Annotated in this window: 13 protein-coding genes and 2 pseudogenes; 12 read left to right on the forward strand and 3 right to left on the reverse strand. The window is 40.6% G+C overall.

Annotated features, from left to right (window positions below; all coding sequences use genetic code 11):
• Window positions 1-82: 82 nt before the first annotated feature.
• Window positions 83-2,545, reverse strand: a complete 2,463-nt coding sequence (locus H5201_RS00810; protein ID WP_182783487.1) for a prolyl oligopeptidase family serine peptidase — start codon at window positions 2,543-2,545, stop codon at window positions 83-85.
• 165 nt (window positions 2,546-2,710) lie between these two features.
• On the opposite strand from H5201_RS00810, the gene H5201_RS00815 reads away from it, so the two are divergent.
• From H5201_RS00815 to H5201_RS00855, 9 genes are all read left to right on the forward strand, one after another.
• The gene (locus H5201_RS00815; RefSeq protein ID WP_182783489.1) at window positions 2,711-3,718 is read left to right on the forward strand and encodes a LacI family DNA-binding transcriptional regulator; all 1,008 of its coding nucleotides are present in this window, start codon (window positions 2,711-2,713) and stop codon (window positions 3,716-3,718) included.
• Window positions 3,715-4,935, forward strand: a complete 1,221-nt coding sequence (locus H5201_RS00820) for a glycosyltransferase (protein ID WP_182783491.1) — start codon at window positions 3,715-3,717, stop codon at window positions 4,933-4,935. Before H5201_RS00815 ends, H5201_RS00820 begins: the two co-directional genes overlap by 4 nt.
• Before the next feature lie 117 nt (window positions 4,936-5,052).
• Complete coding sequence (locus H5201_RS00825) at window positions 5,053-6,279, forward strand: threonine/serine exporter ThrE family protein (RefSeq protein ID WP_149980016.1); 1,227 nt, start codon at window positions 5,053-5,055, stop codon at window positions 6,277-6,279.
• 153 nt (window positions 6,280-6,432) lie between these two features.
• Window positions 6,433-8,481, forward strand: coding sequence for a S9 family peptidase (locus H5201_RS00830; RefSeq protein ID WP_182739532.1), 2,049 nt, complete (start codon window positions 6,433-6,435; stop codon window positions 8,479-8,481).
• A 232-nt stretch (window positions 8,482-8,713) separates the two neighbouring features.
• Window positions 8,714-9,139, forward strand: coding sequence for a hemerythrin domain-containing protein (locus H5201_RS00835; RefSeq protein WP_149980014.1), 426 nt, complete (start codon window positions 8,714-8,716; stop codon window positions 9,137-9,139).
• A gap of 307 nt (window positions 9,140-9,446) precedes the next feature.
• On the forward strand, window positions 9,447-11,771 hold the full coding sequence (locus tag H5201_RS00840) for a TonB-dependent receptor domain-containing protein (protein WP_182757424.1): 2,325 nt from the start codon (window positions 9,447-9,449) through the stop codon (window positions 11,769-11,771).
• A 250-nt stretch (window positions 11,772-12,021) separates the two neighbouring features.
• Window positions 12,022-13,032: an alpha/beta fold hydrolase gene (locus tag H5201_RS00845; protein WP_182783493.1), complete on the forward strand. Its 1,011-nt coding sequence runs from the start codon at window positions 12,022-12,024 to the stop codon at window positions 13,030-13,032.
• 473 nt (window positions 13,033-13,505) lie between these two features.
• Complete coding sequence (locus H5201_RS00850) at window positions 13,506-15,647, forward strand: glycoside hydrolase family 16 protein (protein WP_182717556.1); 2,142 nt, start codon at window positions 13,506-13,508, stop codon at window positions 15,645-15,647.
• A gap of 74 nt (window positions 15,648-15,721) precedes the next feature.
• A complete protein-coding gene (locus tag H5201_RS00855) occupies window positions 15,722-18,667 on the forward strand; it encodes a TonB-dependent receptor (RefSeq protein WP_182783495.1) in 2,946 nt (981 codons plus the stop codon).
• A gap of 47 nt (window positions 18,668-18,714) precedes the next feature.
• On the opposite strand, the pseudogene H5201_RS00860 reads toward H5201_RS00855, so the two are convergent.
• A pseudogene (locus H5201_RS00860) lies at window positions 18,715-19,584 on the reverse strand (S41 family peptidase); the annotation flags it as partial.
• Between H5201_RS00860 and H5201_RS00865 the strand changes: the two are divergent.
• Window positions 19,574-19,849, forward strand: coding sequence for a hypothetical protein (locus H5201_RS00865; protein ID WP_259398454.1), 276 nt, complete (start codon window positions 19,574-19,576; stop codon window positions 19,847-19,849). The pseudogene H5201_RS00860 and the gene H5201_RS00865 sit on opposite strands and share 11 nt — an antisense overlap.
• A 57-nt stretch (window positions 19,850-19,906) precedes the next feature.
• Here the strand turns inward: H5201_RS00865 and H5201_RS00870 are convergent, their stop codons facing one another.
• Complete coding sequence (locus H5201_RS00870) at window positions 19,907-20,326, reverse strand: VOC family protein (RefSeq protein ID WP_149980009.1); 420 nt, start codon at window positions 20,324-20,326, stop codon at window positions 19,907-19,909.
• 196 nt (window positions 20,327-20,522) lie between these two features.
• On the opposite strand from H5201_RS00870, the pseudogene H5201_RS23525 reads away from it, so the two are divergent.
• Together H5201_RS23525 and H5201_RS00875 are read left to right on the forward strand one after the other, a co-directional pair.
• Window positions 20,523-20,713: pseudogene (locus H5201_RS23525) on the forward strand (hypothetical protein); the annotation flags it as partial.
• A 208-nt stretch (window positions 20,714-20,921) separates the two neighbouring features.
• Window positions 20,922-21,404 carry a DUF3015 domain-containing protein gene (locus H5201_RS00875; RefSeq protein WP_149980008.1) on the forward strand — a complete coding sequence of 161 codons (483 nt, stop codon included), beginning with the start codon at window positions 20,922-20,924 and terminating at the stop codon, window positions 21,402-21,404.
• Window positions 21,405-21,450 lie beyond the last annotated feature (46 nt).

Consider the following 21,450-nt stretch of genomic DNA (forward strand, 5'->3'; position numbering starts at 1 on the left):
GGGAGGGTGCCCTGAGATTAAGGGTGGGTCTTCTTCCCCATATAATTAAATTAACAAGTGCGGCATAAACCGCGCTTTCAATTTACTCTGAAACAGAAGGTTCAGTATTTGCTTGAGCATCGCTTGCAGGAGCTTCGTCACTTAACAAATATTTATCCAGCCACTGCTCTTGTTCCCATAAAACATGTAATAAGCTTTTACGGGCACGATAACCGTGAGCTTCGTAAGGTAGCATCACTAAACGCGCTTCTTTACCTAAACCTTTTAGCGCAGCGTACATACGCTCGCTTTGCATCGGGAAGGTGCCTGAATTCGGGTCTTCTTGGCCGTGGATCATTAACATCGGCTCGTTAATTTTTTCAGCATGAAAAAACGGTGACATATTGGCGTATACATCCTGTGCTTGCCAAAAATCACGTTCTTCTCCTTGAAACCCAAACGGTGTCAAGGTCCTGTTATAGGCGCCACTGCGGGCAATACCGGTTTTGAATAAATCACTGTGAGCTAATAAGTTTGCTACCATAAAGGCGCCATATGAGTGGCCTGCAATGGCGATTTTATCTTTATCTGCAATGCCTTTTTCGACCAGCACATCTACCGCAGCTTTGGCACTTGCAACTAACTGCTTTCTAAATAAATCATTTGGCTCTTTACCATCAACACCGACGATTGGCATCTTCGGATCATCAAATACAGCAATACCTTTTGCGAGGTAAGGCATTGGCCCCCAATAACCTATGTAGGTAAATTCGTACGGCGATTCACGTACTTGCGATGCAACTGCTTTATCTTTATATTCCAGTGGGTATGCCCACATTAATACAGGTAATGGACCTTGCGTTTTATCGTAACCTGGAGGTAAATATAGCGTACCAGAGAGTTCAACACCGTCATCACGTTGGTAACGCACAAGTTCTTTAGTCACCCCTTTAAACGCCGGGTATGGATGCTCAAAGGTAGTGAGCTGAGTCAGAGTGTCGGCATCTAAATCGCGAATAAAGAAGTTAGGTTGTTCGGTCTTAGATTCACGAATAGTAATTAATCGCTCACCTTCATCATCAAGCATGGCACGAACTCGCTCGTAATATGGCGCTTTTGATTGCCATAAACGTTTGGTTGTATTGGTCTTAATGTCGTACTGATCTAAAAATGGCACATTCCCTTGCTCTGACGCACCATCACCGCGCAAAAATATATAACGTCCACCAACCACTTTAATAACGTTTACACCGAGATCATTTCGCTCATAAATAGCGTCGCCCGGATCTTTATAAGCATCGTTATAGCTGCGCTGTGAAAACAATACGCGGTTATTATCCGCATCGCGTGGTTGGATCACATAGGTACGTAACTGGCGATCACTAAAACGCCACTCGGTTAAAAACGCAACGTTTTCATTCGCCCACTCAATACCTGAAAAACGTCGTTCTAGTTTAGCAAATAGTTTTGGTTCACGTTTAAAAGGTGAGCGTAAACTATATAGATGATCATGATACGGCACATCGGTTTTCATATCGCCGCCATCTTGCGCCTGCGCCCAAATGATCTCAGCACCTTGGTCATCACGCCACTGAAAATCACGACGACCCGTTCGCACACTGTCATAACCTTGTGGAATGTTGTCGGCCAGTGGCTGTTTAGACAATTGCGCTAACGTATAACCACGCATGCCAAGCACCTGCCACGTTGTCGCAAAGCGGCTATAGGGTACTTGATACGAAAATGGTTCGTCGATAGTGGCTACTAAAATATTGGTTGAATCAGGCGAGATCGAAAATGATTTAAATAATGCTGGTTTGCCAATCGATAACGCACCACCGCTCAGGGGAATATAAGTTAATTGACCTTGGCCGTAAAACTTGAACTGCAACTCATCAAACGGGCTGGTTAATAAATTTTGGTAAGTCCGTGCTGGCGCTTTTTGACCGCTACTTTGTTGAATAACCGGCACAACGCTATTTGCATCACTAACTAATTTCGGCTTGCCAAGGTTAACCGCTTGGTTAGCAACAATTGCCGTGCTATCTGGTAACCATTGATAAGGAGTAGCTGTTAGCACTGAATTAAGAGCCACAGTTGACAACTGACGTGCTTGTTTAGTTTCGGCGTTATACACCCACAATTGCGCCTGAGTTGGTTGCTCAACAATAAACGCTAAATATTCGCTATTACTTGACCATTTAGGTGAGCGGATCACCCCTTGAGGTAAATTATTAACGGTAATCACAGCGCCAGTCGCAATATGTTTAACTTGTAACGCACTAAATTTAGTGCGAGGACGTGAGCGTGAAAAGTTTGCCGGGTTTAACTTTATACCCGCCAATTTCAATTCTTCTTTTGCTAAATCATCTAATGTTTCAACACGTTTACGCTCAAACAGCGCTAACCATTGACCATCAGCCGATAGGTAGCTACTCGGTGCTAATTTAGCATCAACCAGAGCGGCTAAATCACTTGAAGGGGTTTGATAGCCTTGTGCAGCAAGTACCGAGCCTGAAATACTTACGCTCAGCACTAACGCTAATAACAGCCTGATGCCTTTCATGGTGTATCCTTGATTTTTTATTATTAATAGCTGTATCTAAACATGTTTTGCAACATTCATAAAGTTTTTGCGATTCTCGCTTCAATAACGCCGATAGATGACTTATTAGCTCAAACTACGTTAAACTGGCGCCTTCGTTCAAGCAATTGCTGACGCATAATTAACATGAAAACAAAAACCGATAAAATAACTATTTTTGACGTTGCCAGAGAAGCTCAAGTTTCTAAGTCAACGGTGTCGTTAGTGCTTACACACAGTGACAAAGTCAGTGATAAAAGCAAAGAAAAAGTATTGCATGCCATTGATAAGCTTGGCTATGTATATAATAGAGATGCAGCAGCACTGAGAAGTCGCCGCTCTAACTTAGTGGCGTTAGTTATTAATGACTTAACTAACCCTTACTCTGCGCAAATAGCGGTAGGACTTGAAAACCATATTCATGCCCTTGGTATGCTGCCGATGTTAGTGAACACCGCCGAAAATGTTGAGCGCCAAACACAAGTTGTTAAAACACTCAAAGAATATAATGTTGCCGCATTTATCATGTGTCCTGCCCCGGGAACTACCCAGCAGTGGGTTGATGAACTTATCAATAGTGGTTTCCCGGTCATTCACATTATGCGCGAAGTGGCTTTTTGTGCCGCCCCGACAATATTGCCGGACAATAAAAAAGGCACTCATCTAGCCACTAGCCATATTTTACAACAAGGTATTGAGGATATCGCTTTTATAGGTGGAACTGATGATATTTCTGATCATCATGAACGTTTAAGTGGTTTTCACAGTGCCTTAAAGCAGTTTAATATCCATCAACACAAACCAACGATCACCGCCGCCACGAACCGTCAAGGCGGGCGCGATGCTTTTGCTACGTTGCATGCGCAATACCCTGCGACTAAAGCGATTATTTGTTTTAATGATGTTATTGCATACGGTGTCATAGAAGCCATTCGCCAACATGGTTTGATACCCGGTAAGGATATAAAAGTAGTCGGTTTTGATGATTTAGCTGATTCATGTTTAATGTCTCCCTCATTAAGCAGTGTCACCATCAATGCGGACGATATTGGTAAGCATACTTGCCAAGTACTGCAAGAATTACTTAATCAAGGCACTCCTGCGGTGCGTACCTTAGTCGATGTTCATCTGCAAGTAAGAGATTCAAGTCAATGAAAAAAGTCTTAGTAATTGGCTATGTATGGCCAGAACCAAATTCATCAGCGGCAGGCACTCATATGATGTCGCTATTAAAAGCGTTTAAAAATGAAAATTGGGCGGTTGAATTTGCCAGTCCCGCTCAAAAAACCGAGCATATGGTTAATCTGGATGACTACGGGATCAGCAGCGCAACTATTGCCCTTAATTGTGCAAGTTTTGATGAATATATTACCAACTACGCCCCTGATATCGTCATGTTTGACCGTTTTATGATGGAAGAACAATTTGGCTGGCGAGTAGATAAACATTGCCCTAACGCAGTAAAAATCCTTGATACTGAAGATTTACAATGCTTACGCAATGCCCGCCATGAAGCGCATAAAGGCAACCGAGCATTTAATCATAGTGATTTACATTCTGACATCGCCAAACGAGAAATAGCCGCTATTTTACGCTGTGATTTAAGTTTAATTATCTCAAGTTATGAAATGCAATTACTTGCTGATGTATTTAAAGTCGACAGTAACTTATTGCATCATCTGCCTTTTATGGTCGATTTAAGCTCACTCCCTGAGCAAACTAAATCGTTTGAGCAACGCCAACACTTTATGACCATAGGTAATTTTCGCCACGCCCCAAACTGGGATGCCGTACTCTATTTACAGCAAATTTGGCCGCTCATTCGTAAACAATTACCGCAGGCTGAGTTACATATTTATGGCTCTTACCCACCGCCAAAGGCCACCGCGCTTAATAACCCCAAAACTGGCTTTTTAATAAAAGGTTGGGCGCATGATGCCTATCAAGTAATGGAAAGTGCGCGTGTGTGCATCTCACCACTGCGTTTTGGTGCTGGCATTAAAGGAAAGCTGTTAGAGGCGATGATCATGCAAACACCCAGTGTTACAACGACAATTGGTAGTGAGGGTATGCACCATGATTTACCTTGGAGTGGTGTGGTTGAAAATGAGCCGCAGCAATTTGCCGATGCCGCTGTGGCTCTGTATCAAAATAAAAGTTTATTTACGCAGGCACAAACAGCCGGTAATACGATATTAAAAACGCACTACGACAAACAGCTTTTATCTAATAATTTAATCATTAAAATTCAATTGATTAAAGAGAAATTACAAGCTCACCGCGAAGCAAATTTTACAGGCCAAATGCTCAAACACCACACAATGCGCAGCACTCAATATATGGCGCAGTGGATTGAGGCTAAAAACAAATAAAAAAAACTAGACAGGCGGTGATTAGTGTTTAAAATTCCCGCCAAACTAGCTAGGCAAATTTAGATGTATTGTCTATATTTTTTAACTGAATAATTTAAATTTTGGCTCAATACAAATTTGAAAACCGCAACGTTCACAGAAAAGCGCAAATTTATCGTTAAACTGGGTAAGATGCTTCATAAGTATGGCACCCCAGCTTATCGACTCGAAGCTCACTTAATGGAAGTGGCTACTTACCTTGATCTTAAATCTTCATTTGTCATGTCACCCACTTCCGTTACTTTTGTAATTTGGACCGATGGCCATGAAGATGAATATACTCACGTTGCCCGTGTTGATCCTGGCGATCACGATTTAGGTTCGTTAGCTGATACCGATGATCTGGTTAATAAAATGCTCAATGGCGAACTCACGCTACAAGAAGTTGACGTTCAACTCGACGCCATTTTTATTATGCCAAATCCGTATAATCGCTTTACCACAGGGGTTGCCTTTGCCACCTCAGGCGGCGCATTTGCAATGCTGATGGGCACCAGCTGGAATGACGTATTTTGGTCAGCGCTACTTACCTCTGTCGTTTACTTATTTGTACTGTGGTCAGCGCGTTCAAAACGCGTGGGCCATATGTTAGAGCCATTAGTGGCGATAGTCTCGGCTATTTTGGCCTGCGCTGTAAGCGTGCATTTAGACGTCGGGATTAATATTCGTTTAGTGGTATTGTCTGCGATTATTGTGTTTATACCCGGGCTTGCATTAGCACTGGGCCTAGCAGAACTTGCAGCGCGGCATTTAGTTTCTGGTACAGCGCGTGTGATGGATGCTTTTATGCTGTTGTTTAAACTGTATTTTGGTGCCTTCATCGGCATTGCGATTGGTTTTGCACTATTCGGCCAAGCCGATTTCGTACAACCTGACCCTTTACCTAAATGGACGGCTTGGTTGGCAATCTTTTTACTCTGTAGCAGCTTAATCGTTATTTTTAGAACCAAACTAAAACATGCTACATGGTCTATCGCCTCTGGCTTTATCGCTTATGGCAGCAGTATTGGCTCTGCGATGTATTTAGATTACACCTTAGGAACATTTGTAGGTGCATTTGCGGTGGGTGTATTTAGTAACCTATTTAACCGCGTAGCAAACGCTCCTGCCTCAATTGTTGCCATGCAAGGCTTGATTGTATTAGTTCCGGGTAGCAAAACCTACATAGGTCTAAACTCATTAATTGAAGGGCAAGACTTTGTGTATGCCGAGCACATCGGCCAACAAACCTTCCTAATATTTATGTCATTGGTGGCTGGATTAATCTTTGCCAACGTTGCACTCCCACCGAAAAAGAGTTTATAAAGCAATTAAGTGCGGTAGTCACTATCGCACTTAAACCTTATCACTTTAATCTCTTCATTAAACGCCTACTTGTGCGTATTAATCGCATATTTTAGCATTTAAGGTACACCTTGTTATAATCCTTCGATAATTAAAACATGCGAAGGAAAATTCATGATAAAAACTAGCCTAGCACTGGCTCTTGGACTCTCAAGCTCACTGGCATTTGCAGCCACATCGCTTACTGTAGAAGATATCCCTAAAATTCAGTCAGTTATTCAAACCAGCATTAGTCCAAATGGTGACAATGTTGCATTTACCCGCTCAGTGCCACGTGAATTATACGTCGACGAGAATGGTGCCAATTATAGCGAACTCTATGTCGTCGATGATGAAGGTGTCGAGCGTCCTTTCATTACCGGCTCTGTAAGTATCAAGAGTATTCAATGGTCAAACGATAGCAAAACGATCTACTTTTTAGCAAAACTTAAAGACGACAAGTTTACCGCGTTATATCAAATTCCAGTGGATGGTGGTCAAGCGCAAAAAGTACTATCGCTTAAAGACACATCAATTTCTAGCTATCAGTTAAGCCCGAATAACAAACAACTCGCTATTTTAGCTATGCCAGCGGCTGATAAATCTGAAAAAGAGCTGAAAAAATTAGGCTTTATGGCTGAGGTGTACGAGCTAGGCTTAAGAGATAAACAACTATTTATTGTCGATTTAGCCAAAACAGATAAACCTCTTACACCAACAGCGCTTAACGTTGCAAACTATGTAAGTGATGTAAACTGGGCCGCAAAAGGCGATAAGTTATTAGTAAAAACCCAGCCTACAGCGCTAATTGACGACAAATACACTAAATCACAATGGCACTTATTTGATATTGCGACTAATCAAGTGACGATGTCGTTTGCTACTGAAGGTAAATTAGACGGTGCTGAACTGTCTCATGATGGTCGTTACATCGCAATTCTAGGTGCCGAAGATAAGCATGATCCAGCCGCTGGTCGTTTATTTTTAGCTGACACAAAAACAGGTGAAGTAAGTGATTGGTTACCTAATTTCATGGGTCATATCGTTGATTTTGAATGGTCACATAAACGCAACACGCTTAATTTTATTGCCAATGTAGGTACGCAAAGTTTTGTCGCAAGCATTAAAACCGGCTCTAATAAATACAAAAAAATTATTAATGAAGGCCAATTTATTGCATCAAATCTGAGTATTTCTGATTCAGATAAAACCTTAGCGCTACGTGCAAACACTGCAAAGCATCCAAATGAAGTATTCATTATTCGTGGTTCTAAAGCACAACGTTTAACGGATTCAAACAACTGGTTGAATGACAAACGTTTTGCTAAGCAAGAAACTATTTCACTTAAGGCTCGCGACGGTGTTGAGATTGATGGCGTATTAGTCTACCCATTAGATTATGAAAAAGGCACGCGCTATCCATTGATCATGTCAGTGCACGGTGGCCCTGAAAGCCATGACAAAGACGGTTGGGTAACAAACTACTCGCGTCCAGGTCAAATGGGAGCAGCACGTGGTTATGCAGTATTTTACCCAAATTACCGTGGCTCTACAGGTAAAGGCGTTGATTATTCAAAGCTTGGTCAAAACGACTATGCAGGTAAAGAGTTTGACGATTTAATTGACTTTAAACAGCATCTTGTTGAAATGGGCTTAGTTGATACTAAACGTGTTGGTATTACGGGTGGCTCTTATGGTGGTTATGCATCAGCATGGGCCGCAACAAAATTGACTGAACACTTTGCTGCGAGCGTGATGTTTGTAGGTGTTACCAACCAACTATCTAAATTTGGAACTACTGATATTTCTAACGAAATGAATCTTGTGCATGCACGTTCATACCCATGGGATAAATGGCAGTGGTATTTAGAGCGCAGCCCTATTTACTGGGCAGGCCAGTCTAAAACACCATTACTGATCATGCATGGTAAAGATGATCCTCGCGTACACCCTGCACAATCAATGGAACTGTACCGTTATATGAAAGTACAAGGCAAAGATGTACGCCTTGTATACTATCCTGGCGAAGGTCATGGTAACCGTAAAGTAGCCGCGCAATATGATTACAGTTTACGTTTAATGCGTTGGATGGATAACTATTTAATTGACGGCAAAAAAGACATGCCAGCATTCGAGATTGACCATGCAGGCAAGTTAAAAGCGGTAAAAGACGCCAATAAATAATCCTATTATTTTGTGTTAAATACGCTTTTAGGCCAACATTCGTGTTGGCCTTTTTGCTTTTAAATAACAATGAATATGGATGTAATATAAAGACCTAACTCGGTAATTTTTACAAGAAAACACCTTAACAAGCTCAAATATAAAAAATTAAATCAATATATTACAACAACTTAAAAGTTGGCTTCTGTCTTGCAATATTCATTGTAATTAATGAGTAAAGCAAGGAAAACCCATGAATATTTTTGAAGCACTTCGTAATGATCACGACAAACAACGTTCGCTTGTCGATGCGCTGATAAAAACCCAGGGGGAGTCACCGAATAGACAGTCTCTTATGGATAATTTAAAACATGAGTTAGTAGAACATGCTAAATTTGAAGAGCGTTATTTCTATAATCCTTTGATGTTTGATGATTTAACCCATGAAAAAGCCCGTCATAGTATTGCAGAGCATCATGAACTTGATGAATTGATTGAGCAACTTGAAGAAACTGATATGAGCTCACCAGTGTGGCTTGTGACCGCTAAAAAATTACATCATCTTGTACATCATCATCTGGCTGAAGAAGAGCATGAAGTATTTCAACTAGCCGGTAAAGCGCTAACCGAAAGTCAAAAAGAAAGTCTAGCCGAAAAGTATAATGATGCGATGAGTTAACTGCTATATGTGCCCGCTTTAATTTATAAAGCTCTCTAAATAGCAACAACTCTATACCATTTGCATTTATTAGGCACCTCTAACACGGTCAATACTTGGCTAAGCAAACACTCTTAAATTAACTAAGCCCGGCATCAAACGCTGGGTTTTTTAATGCTCATGCTCCATCCCCACCTTTATTTAATATGAAAATCATTCATTGAATGTAAATATTTCGCAATTGAACATACAACTGATAATTGTTATCATACCTACCTTGGTTGCTTATTAGATTAATAATCTTTATTCTTGTCATGAAGGAAGTACAATGAAATCCCGCCCGCTTTATCTGGCCTCACTGATCAGTGCATTATTAACATCAACAACACTTATTGCTGATGATGACACAGCTGAAAATATGGAAGTGATGGTTGTCACCGCTTCTGGTTATGAGCAAAAATTAATAGATGCACCTGCAAGTGTCTCGGTTGTCTCTCGCGAAGATCTACAAAATAAGCCATTTACTAGCCTTGCTGATGCGCTTCGTGATATCGAAGGTATCGATGTTGGTGCCGGACAAGATAAAAACGGTAATATTAGTATTACCATGCGTGGTTTACCCGCAAGCTATACTCTAGTGCTTATTGATGGCCGCCGTCAAAGTGATGTAGGTAATATAGGCCCAAACAACTTTGGTAACAGCCAATTTATGTATATGCCGCCACTTGAGGCTATCGAGCGAATTGAAGTCGTTCGTGGCCCAATGTCCACTTTATATGGCGCTGATGCAATCGGTGGTGTAATCAATATTATCACTCGTAAAAATCTTGATAGCACCCATGGTAGCGTCACGGTAAGCAGTAATATCCAACAAGACGATCAATACGGTAACGATAATAAAGTCGATATATATTTGACCGGCCCAAGCGGCGTTGAGGGATTAACTTACGGGATCCGTGGTAGTTTTTATGACCGTCAAGAAAGTGAGCCAACTTACAGCGAAAGTTTACCACTTCCAGATGGCAGCATGTGGGTTGATGATGGTAGCTTTGGCGATAAAAAAATCGTTGCAGCACGTAACTGGAATGCCGGCGCAACAATAAACTACCTGATCAATAATCAGAATGAAATTACCTTTGAGTACGACATAGCCAAACAGCGTTACGATAACACCGAAGGTCAAACGGGTACGTTAGATAGCCCAGTCAGTTTATGGCGTGTTAGCAAAGGCATTGTACAGCCACGCGTTGGTTATACTCCATATCAACGTGTTGAACGTGAGCAATTTGTATTTGCACATGTTGGTCGATACGATGTTGGTACGCTTACCAGCAGCATTACCCAAAGCAGCAGTGAAAACTTTGGTCGCTCATTACCTCTTAATGTACAAGAGCGTTTAGGTGTGCAGGCCATTTGGGACCAAGCAGTACAGGATCAAGGCATCGACAAGCCAGAACTAACGGATGCAATTTACGCTCAACTTGATGAGACTTTTTTACCACGCCCAATGCGTACACTAAAACTTGATAACTTAATTATTGATACTAAGTTTGAATCAAATATAGATAACCACTATTTTGTAGTAGGCGCACAATATTTTGATGCCGAAATGGAAGATGGTGTATTTGGTATGTACGGGGATGGCTTCCGTGAAGGTACGACTCAAGATCATCGTCAAACAGCTGTATTTGCTGAAGATAACTGGGAAATTACCACAAATCTAACTGCAACTTTCGGCGCTCGTTATGATCATCATAATATCTTTGGCTCACAAGTTAGTCCTCGCGCTTATTTAGCCTACTCTCCTGCTGATGAATGGACTTTCAAAGGTGGTATCAGCACAGGATATAAAACCCCAGAGCCAAACCAACTATTCTCTGGTATTACAGGTTTTGGTGGCCAAGGTACTAAACCTTTTGTTGGCACGCCAGACTTACAACCTGAAACCAGTGTAAACTACGAAATGGCTGCTTACTTTAATGGCAGTGATAGTTTTAGTGGTAACGTAACGGTGTTTTACAATGATTTTAAAGACAAAATCATTAACCAAGATAACTTACCAAACTGTGAAGTGGCCATAGCTGATGAACCTTGTGTTGAAATTGGCGCAGGTTGGGCAGGCATCGGTAGCACCACCTTTACGCAAGCTGCTAACGTAGATAAATCAGCTACTCGTGGTGTTGAAATTGCTGCTAATTGGCAGATTATTGAACAGTTGTCACTACGTGGTAACTTTACTTACACCGATAGTGAAGTGAAAAGTGGCCGTGATGAAGGACTACCTTTAGTTAATACACCTAAAAATATGTATAACTTAACGCTTGCATGGCAACCATTGGATGATTTGAGTATTTCACTTATTTCTGAAATCCGCAGCGATCGTTACCGTGGTACGGCAAATGTGTCTGGTCCACAGGGCCCTGAAACACAAAAGCTCTACTACAAAGCCTATGATTTATATCATTTAGCAGCAAGTTATAAAATTAATGATAGCCTAGCATTAAATGCCCGTATTAATAATCTGTTAGATGACGACTTATCAAGCCGTACTTGCTTATTAGCAACCTCAGAGGAAGAGTACGAATGTACATCTGATTACAATACCACCCAAAAAGCACGCAGCTTGTGGGTATCAATGAGTTACAGTTTCTAGAATAAAAAGCTATAAAAATAAAGCCCAGCAATAATGCTGGGCTTTTTATTATTACGATTTAACCGTGCCTTTTATACTTCATCACCCAACACAGATCCGTGGCCGAAGCAGATTAAAGCGTATACTCAATAAGGGTTCCCGATGAATAAGCAAAGGAAGCCTTAACTTATAGAATTAAATTTTAGAGTTTATTCGCTTAGTATGTAAAGATATGTTCTGAAAGATTTAATTTAAATCATTGAGGGATCTTATGTATAGAATATGGCTATTAAGTTTATGCTTTGTCTTCGGTGTTGCAAATGCACAAACGCCGCAACCACTGAGTTATGACGCATTATTAAGCAACTATAATTACGATTTTGACGTTAACTATTTTAACCTTGACTCACAAGGGCTGTCGTTAAAAATGGCGTATATTTACTTACCAGCAAAGGCTGGTAAACCCGTTGTGACTTTAATGCACGGTAAAAACTTTAACGCTCATTACTGGACTGAAACTGCACTATTGCTACAAAAACTCGGTTATGGCGTGCTGATACCTGACCAAATTGGTTTTGGAAAATCATCTAAACCACGAGATTATCAATTCTCTTTTGCAGCCTTAGCTAGTCACACCCATGCTTTAATGAGCCAACTTAATATAAATAAATCAATTGTATTGGGTCATTCTATGGGCGGTATGCTGGCAAGTCGCTTTGCGCTTATGTATCCACAAACAACCCAACAATTAATTTTACTCAACCCTATTGGCCTTGAAAATTACCTGCAATATGTTGATTATAAAGACACTAACTTTTTTTATAAAAATGAGTTAGCTAAAACACCTGCCGGGGTAAAAGCATACCAGCAAAAAAATTACTACGACGGAAAATGGAATAACCAATTTGCCGCTCTGACGAATTTTATCACCGGGCAAATTCAAGGCCCAGATAAAGAGGTAGTAGCGTGGGTTAACGCAAAAACATACGACATGATTTTTACTCAACCCGTTATCACCGAGTTTAAAAACTTCACCATGCCTGTTTCACTAATTATAGGTACAAGAGACAGAACAGGGCCTGGCCGTAACTGGAAAAAACAAGGGGTAGATTATGAACTTGGCCGCTACGATCAATTAGGTAAATCAGCCGCGGTATTAATTCCTCACAGCCAACTATTTGAACTGGCTGATTTAGGTCATTTACCCCATATTGAAGATTTTAAGCGCTTTAAAGCTGTATTGTTAAAAGCCTTAGAAGCAGGCTCAAAGCCACTAGAGTAATATTTAGGCAGATCAGCGGTTAAAGTTATTAACAGCTGATTTGATTACTCAACGCTGACCTTTGAAAACCAATTAATAAACATAAATGCCTACTATTAGATACCTTTTAGCGATAACAGAAAAATATTGTTAATTAGCATGTGGATTCACTTTTAATATTTTGATGGCACTAAAAAATAACAACTCACTGATATAATTAGACTAAAACCCTATCTCCATTAATATATTGCTATTCTGAAGTTATTTAAAAATTAAATAACTTTTCAGTTTAAAACTAAAAAAGCAGGTAATGTAAACTTAAAGTTAAAAAAATAAGCAGTCTGTTGTTGACCAAATTACAACCTTAGCTTACTCTATGTAAGCGCTTACAACACACACACTGATAAATGTAAGCGCTTACAACTTCGTTCGTAGACACAATAACAACCACAACGAAGTACTTTTAAATTTTTGTCGATACTGGGGTTCAACTAATGAACATGACAACAACCAAAGTAAGCCGCCTTGTTGCGGCAATATCCATGACCATGCTATTTGGCTGTGGTGGAAGTGCTGAGACAAAATCTGACTTCACAAAAGTCGATCCACAAAAGCCGGTTTCTGATTGGCAAATGGTTTGGAGTGACGAATTTGATGGCGCAAGTATTGATTCTAACAAATGGAATTTTGAATTAAGTTGTGCCGGTGGTGGTAACAACGAAAAACAATGTTACACCGATAACGAGCAAAATGCGTTTATCAAAGATGGCATATTAAATTTAGTTGCTTTACCGGCCGACGAAGGTGCCGAAAAGCCTTATACATCGGCACGTTTAAACACCCGCTACAACGCTGATTTTACTTATGGTCGTTTTGAAATGCGTGCAAAGTTGCCTTCAGGGCAAGGTAGCTGGCCTGCATTTTGGATGATGCCAACCGATGAAGAATATGGTACTTGGCCGCGCTCTGGCGAAATTGATATTTTAGAAGCGGTAAATTTAAAAACAGTTGCTGAAGATGGCACCGTTGAAGCAAATATTCATGGCACACTTCACTATGGTCGTGAATGGCCTAACAACTCGAACTCTGGTAAAGCGTACACATTTGCAGAGGGGATGAACCCTGCTGACGATTTTCATACTTACGCTATTGAATGGCAAGAGGGCGAAATTCGTTGGTACGTTGATGGTTACTTATATGCCACACAACGTCGTTCTGAAGTTCGTTATAACTCAAAAGACGAAGCTGTTGGCCTAAAACATAAAGGTTGGTTTGCTGAATACTTTGAACAAGGTAATGGCGAGCTTACAACACATTGGGATAATGCCCCCTTTGATAAAGACTTTTACCTTATTTTAAATAATGCCGTTGGCGGTGATTGGCCGGAAAACGTAAATAACTTAGGCGTTGACGCTGCAGCATTTGCAGAGGGTCAAAGCTTTGAGATTGATTACGTACGCGTTTATCAATGTGCAGCTAATACTGACACAGGTAAAGGCTGTGAGACAGTGCGCCCAGGTTACGACAACTTAGAAGATGCACTTGTTGAAGGTAAAGCGCCTGTACCTACTCCACCAAGTGATGGTGTTGCAAAAAACCTTGATATTTTTAATGGTAGCTTAGACGCAAACTGGATCGCTTGGGATTGTTGTGGCGGAACCACACCAGAAACCATTACCGACGCTGACAAAGGCGACGTGGTTAAATTTAATATCAACGATAATAACGGTACAGTATTAGGTTTTTCAACCCGTGGCGGTCACTTCCCTGATGGCTTTGCAGGGTCATCGTCTCCATTTGATGCTTCTTTACTGCTTGATTTAAATGGTCGTGTATCATTTGATATGAAAGTAGTGACTCCTCCAACATCTTCAACTACTTGGTTATTAAAGGCTGAAGCCGGTGATGGCGGTCCTAATACCGGCGATGTCCCACTTAGCGATAGTAATGAAGGCGTAACACCGGTTACAGGCCAATGGCAAACCTATACATTCCCACTTTCTTTACTACAAGAAAGAGGCCTCGATATAAGTGCCATTGATGTATTAATGGTATTTCCTACATGGCAAACAGGTGGCGGTGCCGAGTACTTAATTACCAATGTAGCTATTGAAGGTGACTTACCAAAAGTCGATCTTTTCAGTGATGAACAAAACCTAGATTGGCCAATGTGGGATTGTTGTGGTGGTTCAAAACCGGTTGAAGTAATGGATGATGAAGAACACGGTTTAACGGCTGAGTTTACTATTGGCGCAACAGCAACAGTAATGGGCTTTAATAGCCGCACAGCTGCAGGCGGAAGCGGTGAAGCATTCGATGCTACTTCGATATTAGAAAACGGTGTAATAGCGTTTGAGTTAAAGGTGATCTCAAAACCAAATAATCTTGATTCAGTTTGGAGTTTCAAAGTTGAGTCTGATAACGGTAGCTCTGCTGTCGAAATTCCATTAACTGACAGCGTCGAAGGTGTAGAACCTACTATTGGTGAATGGCAAACATATACCTTTACCCTTGCTGATTTAGCGGGTGCAGGTTTAGATGTTAGTGCATTAGATGTGGTGATGATTTATCCAACTTGGGACACAGGTGAAGGCGCTGTTTATCGTGTAGATAACGCATTCATTGGCATTCCATAACTAAGAATCACTTTATGGTAGGTGCGTATAAGCACCTACTTACCGTAAAAAATTTAGTAAAAAGCAGAGCAATTATGAACACAAATAAGTTTAAAAAAAGCCAATTAGCGGCTTCTGTGTCACTTATCATCGCTGCAAGCACATTTAACTTCGCTAACGCTGCGCAAGAAAGTACTGCCGAACCTGAAATCGAAGTAATACAAATTAAAGGTATACGTGGTTCACTGATCCGCTCTATGGACATGAAACGCGATGCATCTGGAGTAGTCGATGCAATTTCTGCCGAAGAAATGGGTAAATTCCCAGATACCAACTTAGCTGAATCACTACAACGCATTACGGGTGTATCGGTGAGTCGTGCAAACGGCGAAGGTAGCCAAATTACAGTCCGTGGTTTTGGCCCTTCATTTAATTTGGTAACACTTAACGGTCGCCAAATGCCTGGAACGGGTAACTCTCGTTCGTATAATCTTGAAAACATCGCCTCAGAAGGTGTAAGTGCCTTAGAAGTATTTAAAACTGCCCGTGCTGATGTGCCTAGCGGTGGTTTAGGTGCGACAGTTAATATTTCAACATCGCGCCCTCTGCAAAGACCTGGGCAGCACTTTTCAGCAACAGCAAAAGCAATTCATGACTCATCAAATGAAGTTGGTAGCGATGTAACACCTGAAATATCAGCTATTTACAGCAATACCTTTAATGATGAAATGTTTGGTATTGGCTTTTCATTCTCGCATCAACAGCGCGACTTTCAAAAACAAAGCGCTAATATTCAAGGTTGGCAAGCTAATGTAGATTTACCGACTCTTTCAGAAGATAAATTTATTGATGCTCGCCCAGTTGATGCAGACGGTAATCGCGTAGGTAATCACTTTTTTGCAAAAGACATGAACTACGCTATTGAAGATTTACAACGTGAGCGTACCAATGGGCAAGTAACACTGCAATTTGCACCCACTGATAATTTTGTGGCCACCCTTGATTACACAGCAAGTGAGGCTACAACAGGGTCAAAAACTCTCGGCTGGGGTATTTGGAACGACTTTGGCAGTAATATTAACGGTTACGAGCTAGATGAAAATGGCACCGCTATTTATGCCGATATTAGCGGTAACGATGCGTCATTTACCTCGAGTAAAAACACCACTGAAGTAAAAGCTCGTTCTATCGGTTTAAATTTAGATTGGCAAATTAATGATACATGGCAAATTGAGCTTGACTACCATGATTCTAAAAACGAAACCGACAATGGCGCAGACAAAGGTCTAGGTAGTGATGGGCAAGTTATTTTAGGTTCTGATCAGCTTGTTAATAAAATTTATGATTACCGCACTGGCGAAGTTCCGCATACGCAAGTTAATTGGAAAAACGGCACGAATGTATTAAGCCCAGGTGAGATTGATTCAAACTTTAGTCAGTTTATTCATTCACCGGGGGAATCAAATATTGAACAACTTCAACTACATGCAAGTTGGATAAATGAAAGTTTTGACATTGGTTTAATTGAAGTTAAGTTTGGTGGTTCGCGCACAGAGCAAAACACCGGTGGTTATGAGGCATGGAGTGGCTTAGTTGGTGGCCCTGGTTTTAATCCTTCTTACACTGAAATTTTCCCAGATGGTATGTTTACACTTCATGATACCTCAGGATTATTAGATCAATTTGCCGGTGGCGGTAGCAATTTACAACCAAACTATTACTACAGCTATGATTTTGACGAAGCCGTAGCAAGACAAATGGCATACTTAACCGCTGATGTAACAGGCGGCGATGCTTATGCACCTAATGCCTATCTTGATGGCATTGACAGTCAAAGCTCGGTTGAGGAAATTACCAACAGTATTTATGTTCAATCACGTTGGGAGTTTGACGTTAGTAATTACTACGTTAAAGTAAACGCAGGTCTTCGCTACGAAGAAACCGATGTAACCAGCTCTGTTCGTCAGCGTGTTGAACAACAAGTTAATTGGATCAGCGCTTCAGAGTGGATCACTCAATATTCAGCAGGTGGCGATGATAACTTCTTAGTGCAAGAAGGCAGTTATGATATTTTACTGCCATCAATTGACTTAAGTGTTGACCTAACTGATGACGTGGTTGCTCGCGTATCATGGGGCAAAACAATGTCGCGTGCACCTTTAGGCGATTTAGCTGGCGGTCGTTCACTAACAGGCAGTCCAAAACCGGGATCACGCGTAGGTAGTCAAGGTAACACGGGGCTATTACCGTTTGAATCAACAAATCTTGATTTATCTTTGGAGTATTACTACGCAGAAGGCAGTTATGCATCTGTAGGTTACTTTAAAAAGGACGTTGATAACTTTATTCAAACCACCATTACCCCAACCACCATTGAAGGCTTATATGATATTTTAAATGGCCCGCGCTATTTACAAGCTGTGAGTGATATTGAGGCACGTGGTGAGCAAGCAACAACCGATGCCATTTTTGCACAAATGCTTGCTAATGGTGATGGTAATGCCAATGGTCAAATTGAACCAAATAGTAACGATCCACTTATTACTTGGAACATTAGCCAACCACAAAATACCGATAGCAAATCAGTCGATGGTTTTGAAGTGGCAGTACAACACTTAATTGGCGAAACAGGCTTTGGTGTCGGTGTTAATGCTACATTTGTCGACGGCGATGTTGAATTTGATACAGACAGCTTAGACCAACAAGCTCCGTTAACGGGCTTAAGTGATTCAGCTAACTTCCAAGCGTTTTACGAAAAAGATGGCTTATCAGTAAAACTGACTTACGCATGGCGCGATTCATACCTTATTGGTGTAGGCCAAGCACAAGGTTCTGCTGATGCACCACCACAATATGCGAAAACATATGGCCAGTGGGATATGAGCGTAAATTATGACGTTAACGAGAATGTGACGGTATTCTTTGAAGGTATAAATCTCAATAATGAAACCGAGCAAGGCTATGGCCGTTACGAAGAGCAGTTCTTATTTGCTCGCCAGTATGGTCCACGCTACGCAGTTGGTGCACGCTATACCTTTTAATAAACCTAAGTAATTAAACAGTCCAGCCGCTCACTGAGCGGCTTTTTTTATAGCTGTTTAATTTTTTCTAATAGCTTATCGGTTGTCCAATCAATAGCGTTATAGGCAATATCGGGCTTATAGTAATCGCCCTTTGCTCTTGCTCTATCAACATACACTTTATTAGGGATAATAACTTTACCTAACCCTGAGGGTAACTCGGCGAGTCGAACATCCATATACAATGAATCAGCACTGCTTGGCGCGCCAAATAACTGAGTGTTTGAAAACTGCTTAAATACATCAATGGCATCAAGACACGCACTTGCACACTGTGGCGGCACAATAACAAAAACCTGTGTTTTAAAGTCACTTACTGGCACTGTAATTTCGCTTTGGTTTGATTTACTTTGCGGCTCTTCGATGTAAAATAGCTTATTGTTTTCAAGTGACTGCGCCATACCTGCAGCTATTTCTTTAAATTCTTTTTGTGCTTTAGGTTGATCTTTCAACACTTCAATTAATGATTTAACATGGTTAGTATTATCTTTTGACGCTCACCACCAAACCCGGCTATTTTGTGAGTAGTTATCCATTTTTTGTTCAACAACTTGCTCACCCCACAACGCTTTTGCAAGCTTTAAGCTCCAATACGACGAGCCACCTTGGTTGTGACGAAGATCTAAAACCACCGTTTTTGCACTGAGTAACTTAGAACGTTGATCAGTCACTTTTTTATACAGGTTATTGTAATCATGAGTTTGCTTATCGTTATTTGCAAAACTGGGCATAGCAATCCACGCTATGTTTTGCGTAGGCCAAGTTAAATCGGTTGTAAGCTCATCCCCATTATAGGCATGTGTTAAATGCTTACTTACACTCTTTGGCCGAACAGACCAATCAAGGGTTTTACTGTAAGTTTGCCCATTGGCTTTTATTACTCTGCTATTGAGCGGCGCAGCTTTCGCTGAAGATAACTGTTATTTAACAGCTATTGTAAACAATGTATCAACCCCTTTATTACAAGGTGTTGCATCAGACATAAGACTAGTAAAAGGGGTTAACCAATTTGAATTAGTATGTACACTAAGTAAAAGTGGTGTATTCACTTTTACTCGCCCTGCACTTAAGAGCTTTTCGTGGCAACAAGATGGCGCATTAAAAGCTCCCTTAAAAACGAATCATGCAGTACAAAATTATTAGCTAATGCTAGGTGAGTTTGATAAGTATGAGCTAGCAAACATGGCTAACTCAGCTATATTAATCCTTTTTAAATAACACCTGTGGATTAACCATTGTTTTCATTTCTAATACATTACCGTTTGGATCTTCAATAAAAAACGTCTCTTGTTCAAATTCATTGCCAACAAAACGACGGTATGGCTTATCTAAATATTCAAGACCTGCGTCTGCAATACGCTTTTTTAATGCTTGAAATTGATCTTCTGATAAGTGAATGCCAAAGTGAGGGACTGCCACCGCGCCCATATCAACATCATGACGTACCGTTGGTAAGCGCTCAACACTTTGATGAAGCGTTAACTCGTTACCCCAAAAATCAATGTCTACCCATCGCCCTGCTTCACTATTGCCCGTTTTACAGCCAAGTACGTCACAATAAAATGTTTTCGCTTTTTCGAGATCACCGGCAGGAATTGCTAGGTGCAAACAGTTGGACATAAATTACCTTTATTAATAACTTTTAACATATGAAATATGCTGCATTATACATAAACTGCAATTTATATAACATTAACAGCATTACTTTTAGTAATTAATTGCATACCACCAAATCTAAAACTAATACTTTATGATGTGTGTGCTATGCCTAAATCCATCTCCTTGAAGTTCATCGCTTTTGTAAACGCGTACAACATTGGCATTATCTATTGTTGTGTCTGCGGCTTTAACTGGCCTCATTGGTTCATTCCATATCCTGCAGATTATAAAAAACATTCTTATGCATCTATTTATACACGTAGTTTTGCCAGTATGTGTTTCACCGTTTTAATTAGCAACTACTGGAAAATTGCTATTATTTCTGCAACTGGCGCTGCGCTCACAACCGCTAAATAAAAGCATTCTAATAAAGAGTAATCCGTTCGCTCTTTGTCGTTTAATAACTAATATAAATATAAAACTATTAATGACCCTAAACCGCCTACGCTATAATAATTTCATATCTAGCCTTGTTATTTTTTACGTATATCTGTTAATATCCTCCGCGAACTTTATTTGCCCTAAATAAAGAATAATCATATACGGATTTATGAACATGAAAAAACTAATCGCAGTAGCAGCTCTATCTTTACTTCCTTTCTCAAATGCAATGGCTGACCAAGATATTGGTTGTGGTCTTGGTTCAATGTTATTTGCTGGTCAGCAAGGTAAAGGCGTGAAAATTTTAGGCGCTACAACTAACGGTACATCAGGTAACCAAACTTTTGGTATCACTTTTGGTACTCTAGGTTGTGATGGTACTGGTACAGTAACCTCTTCAGAAAAAATTGCTTTATTCATCGACGGTAACATGGAGCAACTTGCTCGTGATATGTCAAAAGGTGAAGGCGAAACTTTAGCTACTCTAGCTGAAGCTTGGGGCGTTGCAGATCAAGATAAAGCAGCGTTTAATGCGCTAGCTCAAGCACAGTATTCTTCAGTATTCACTTCTGAAAATGTGACTTCACAAACAGTTTTAGAAAACCTAAACACTGTAATTGCAAGTGATGCAAAACTTGCTTCTTATACTCTTTCTTAATCAGCTAAATTAGCCGGTTTTTATACGTATAAATAAAGCCGCTGGG

Origin of the sequence: Pseudoalteromonas sp. SG43-6, assembly GCF_014164365.1 — a bacterium.
Classification (GTDB): domain Bacteria; phylum Pseudomonadota; class Gammaproteobacteria; order Enterobacterales; family Alteromonadaceae; genus Pseudoalteromonas; species Pseudoalteromonas rhizosphaerae.

Bases quoted from the DNA above. Each gene is read 5' to 3' on its own strand.
- H5201_RS00820 (WP_182783491.1), top strand. From the start codon at position 3,715: ATGAAAAAAGTCTTAGTAATTGGCTATGTATGGCCAGAACCAAATTCA.
- H5201_RS00815 (WP_182783489.1), top strand. From the start codon at position 2,711: ATGAAAACAAAAACCGATAAAATAACTATTTTTGACGTTGCCAGAGAA.
- H5201_RS00870 (WP_149980009.1), bottom strand. From the start codon at position 20,326: ATGTCCAACTGTTTGCACCTAGCAATTCCTGCCGGTGATCTCGAAAAA.
- H5201_RS00875 (WP_149980008.1), top strand. From the start codon at position 20,922: ATGAAAAAACTAATCGCAGTAGCAGCTCTATCTTTACTTCCTTTCTCA.
- H5201_RS00850 (WP_182717556.1), top strand. From the start codon at position 13,506: ATGAACATGACAACAACCAAAGTAAGCCGCCTTGTTGCGGCAATATCC.
- H5201_RS00835 (WP_149980014.1), top strand. From the start codon at position 8,714: ATGAATATTTTTGAAGCACTTCGTAATGATCACGACAAACAACGTTCG.
- H5201_RS00845 (WP_182783493.1), top strand. From the start codon at position 12,022: ATGTATAGAATATGGCTATTAAGTTTATGCTTTGTCTTCGGTGTTGCA.
- H5201_RS00810 (WP_182783487.1), bottom strand. From the start codon at position 2,545: ATGAAAGGCATCAGGCTGTTATTAGCGTTAGTGCTGAGCGTAAGTATT.
- H5201_RS00830 (WP_182739532.1), top strand. From the start codon at position 6,433: ATGATAAAAACTAGCCTAGCACTGGCTCTTGGACTCTCAAGCTCACTG.
- H5201_RS00840 (WP_182757424.1), top strand. From the start codon at position 9,447: ATGAAATCCCGCCCGCTTTATCTGGCCTCACTGATCAGTGCATTATTA.
- H5201_RS00855 (WP_182783495.1), top strand. From the start codon at position 15,722: ATGAACACAAATAAGTTTAAAAAAAGCCAATTAGCGGCTTCTGTGTCA.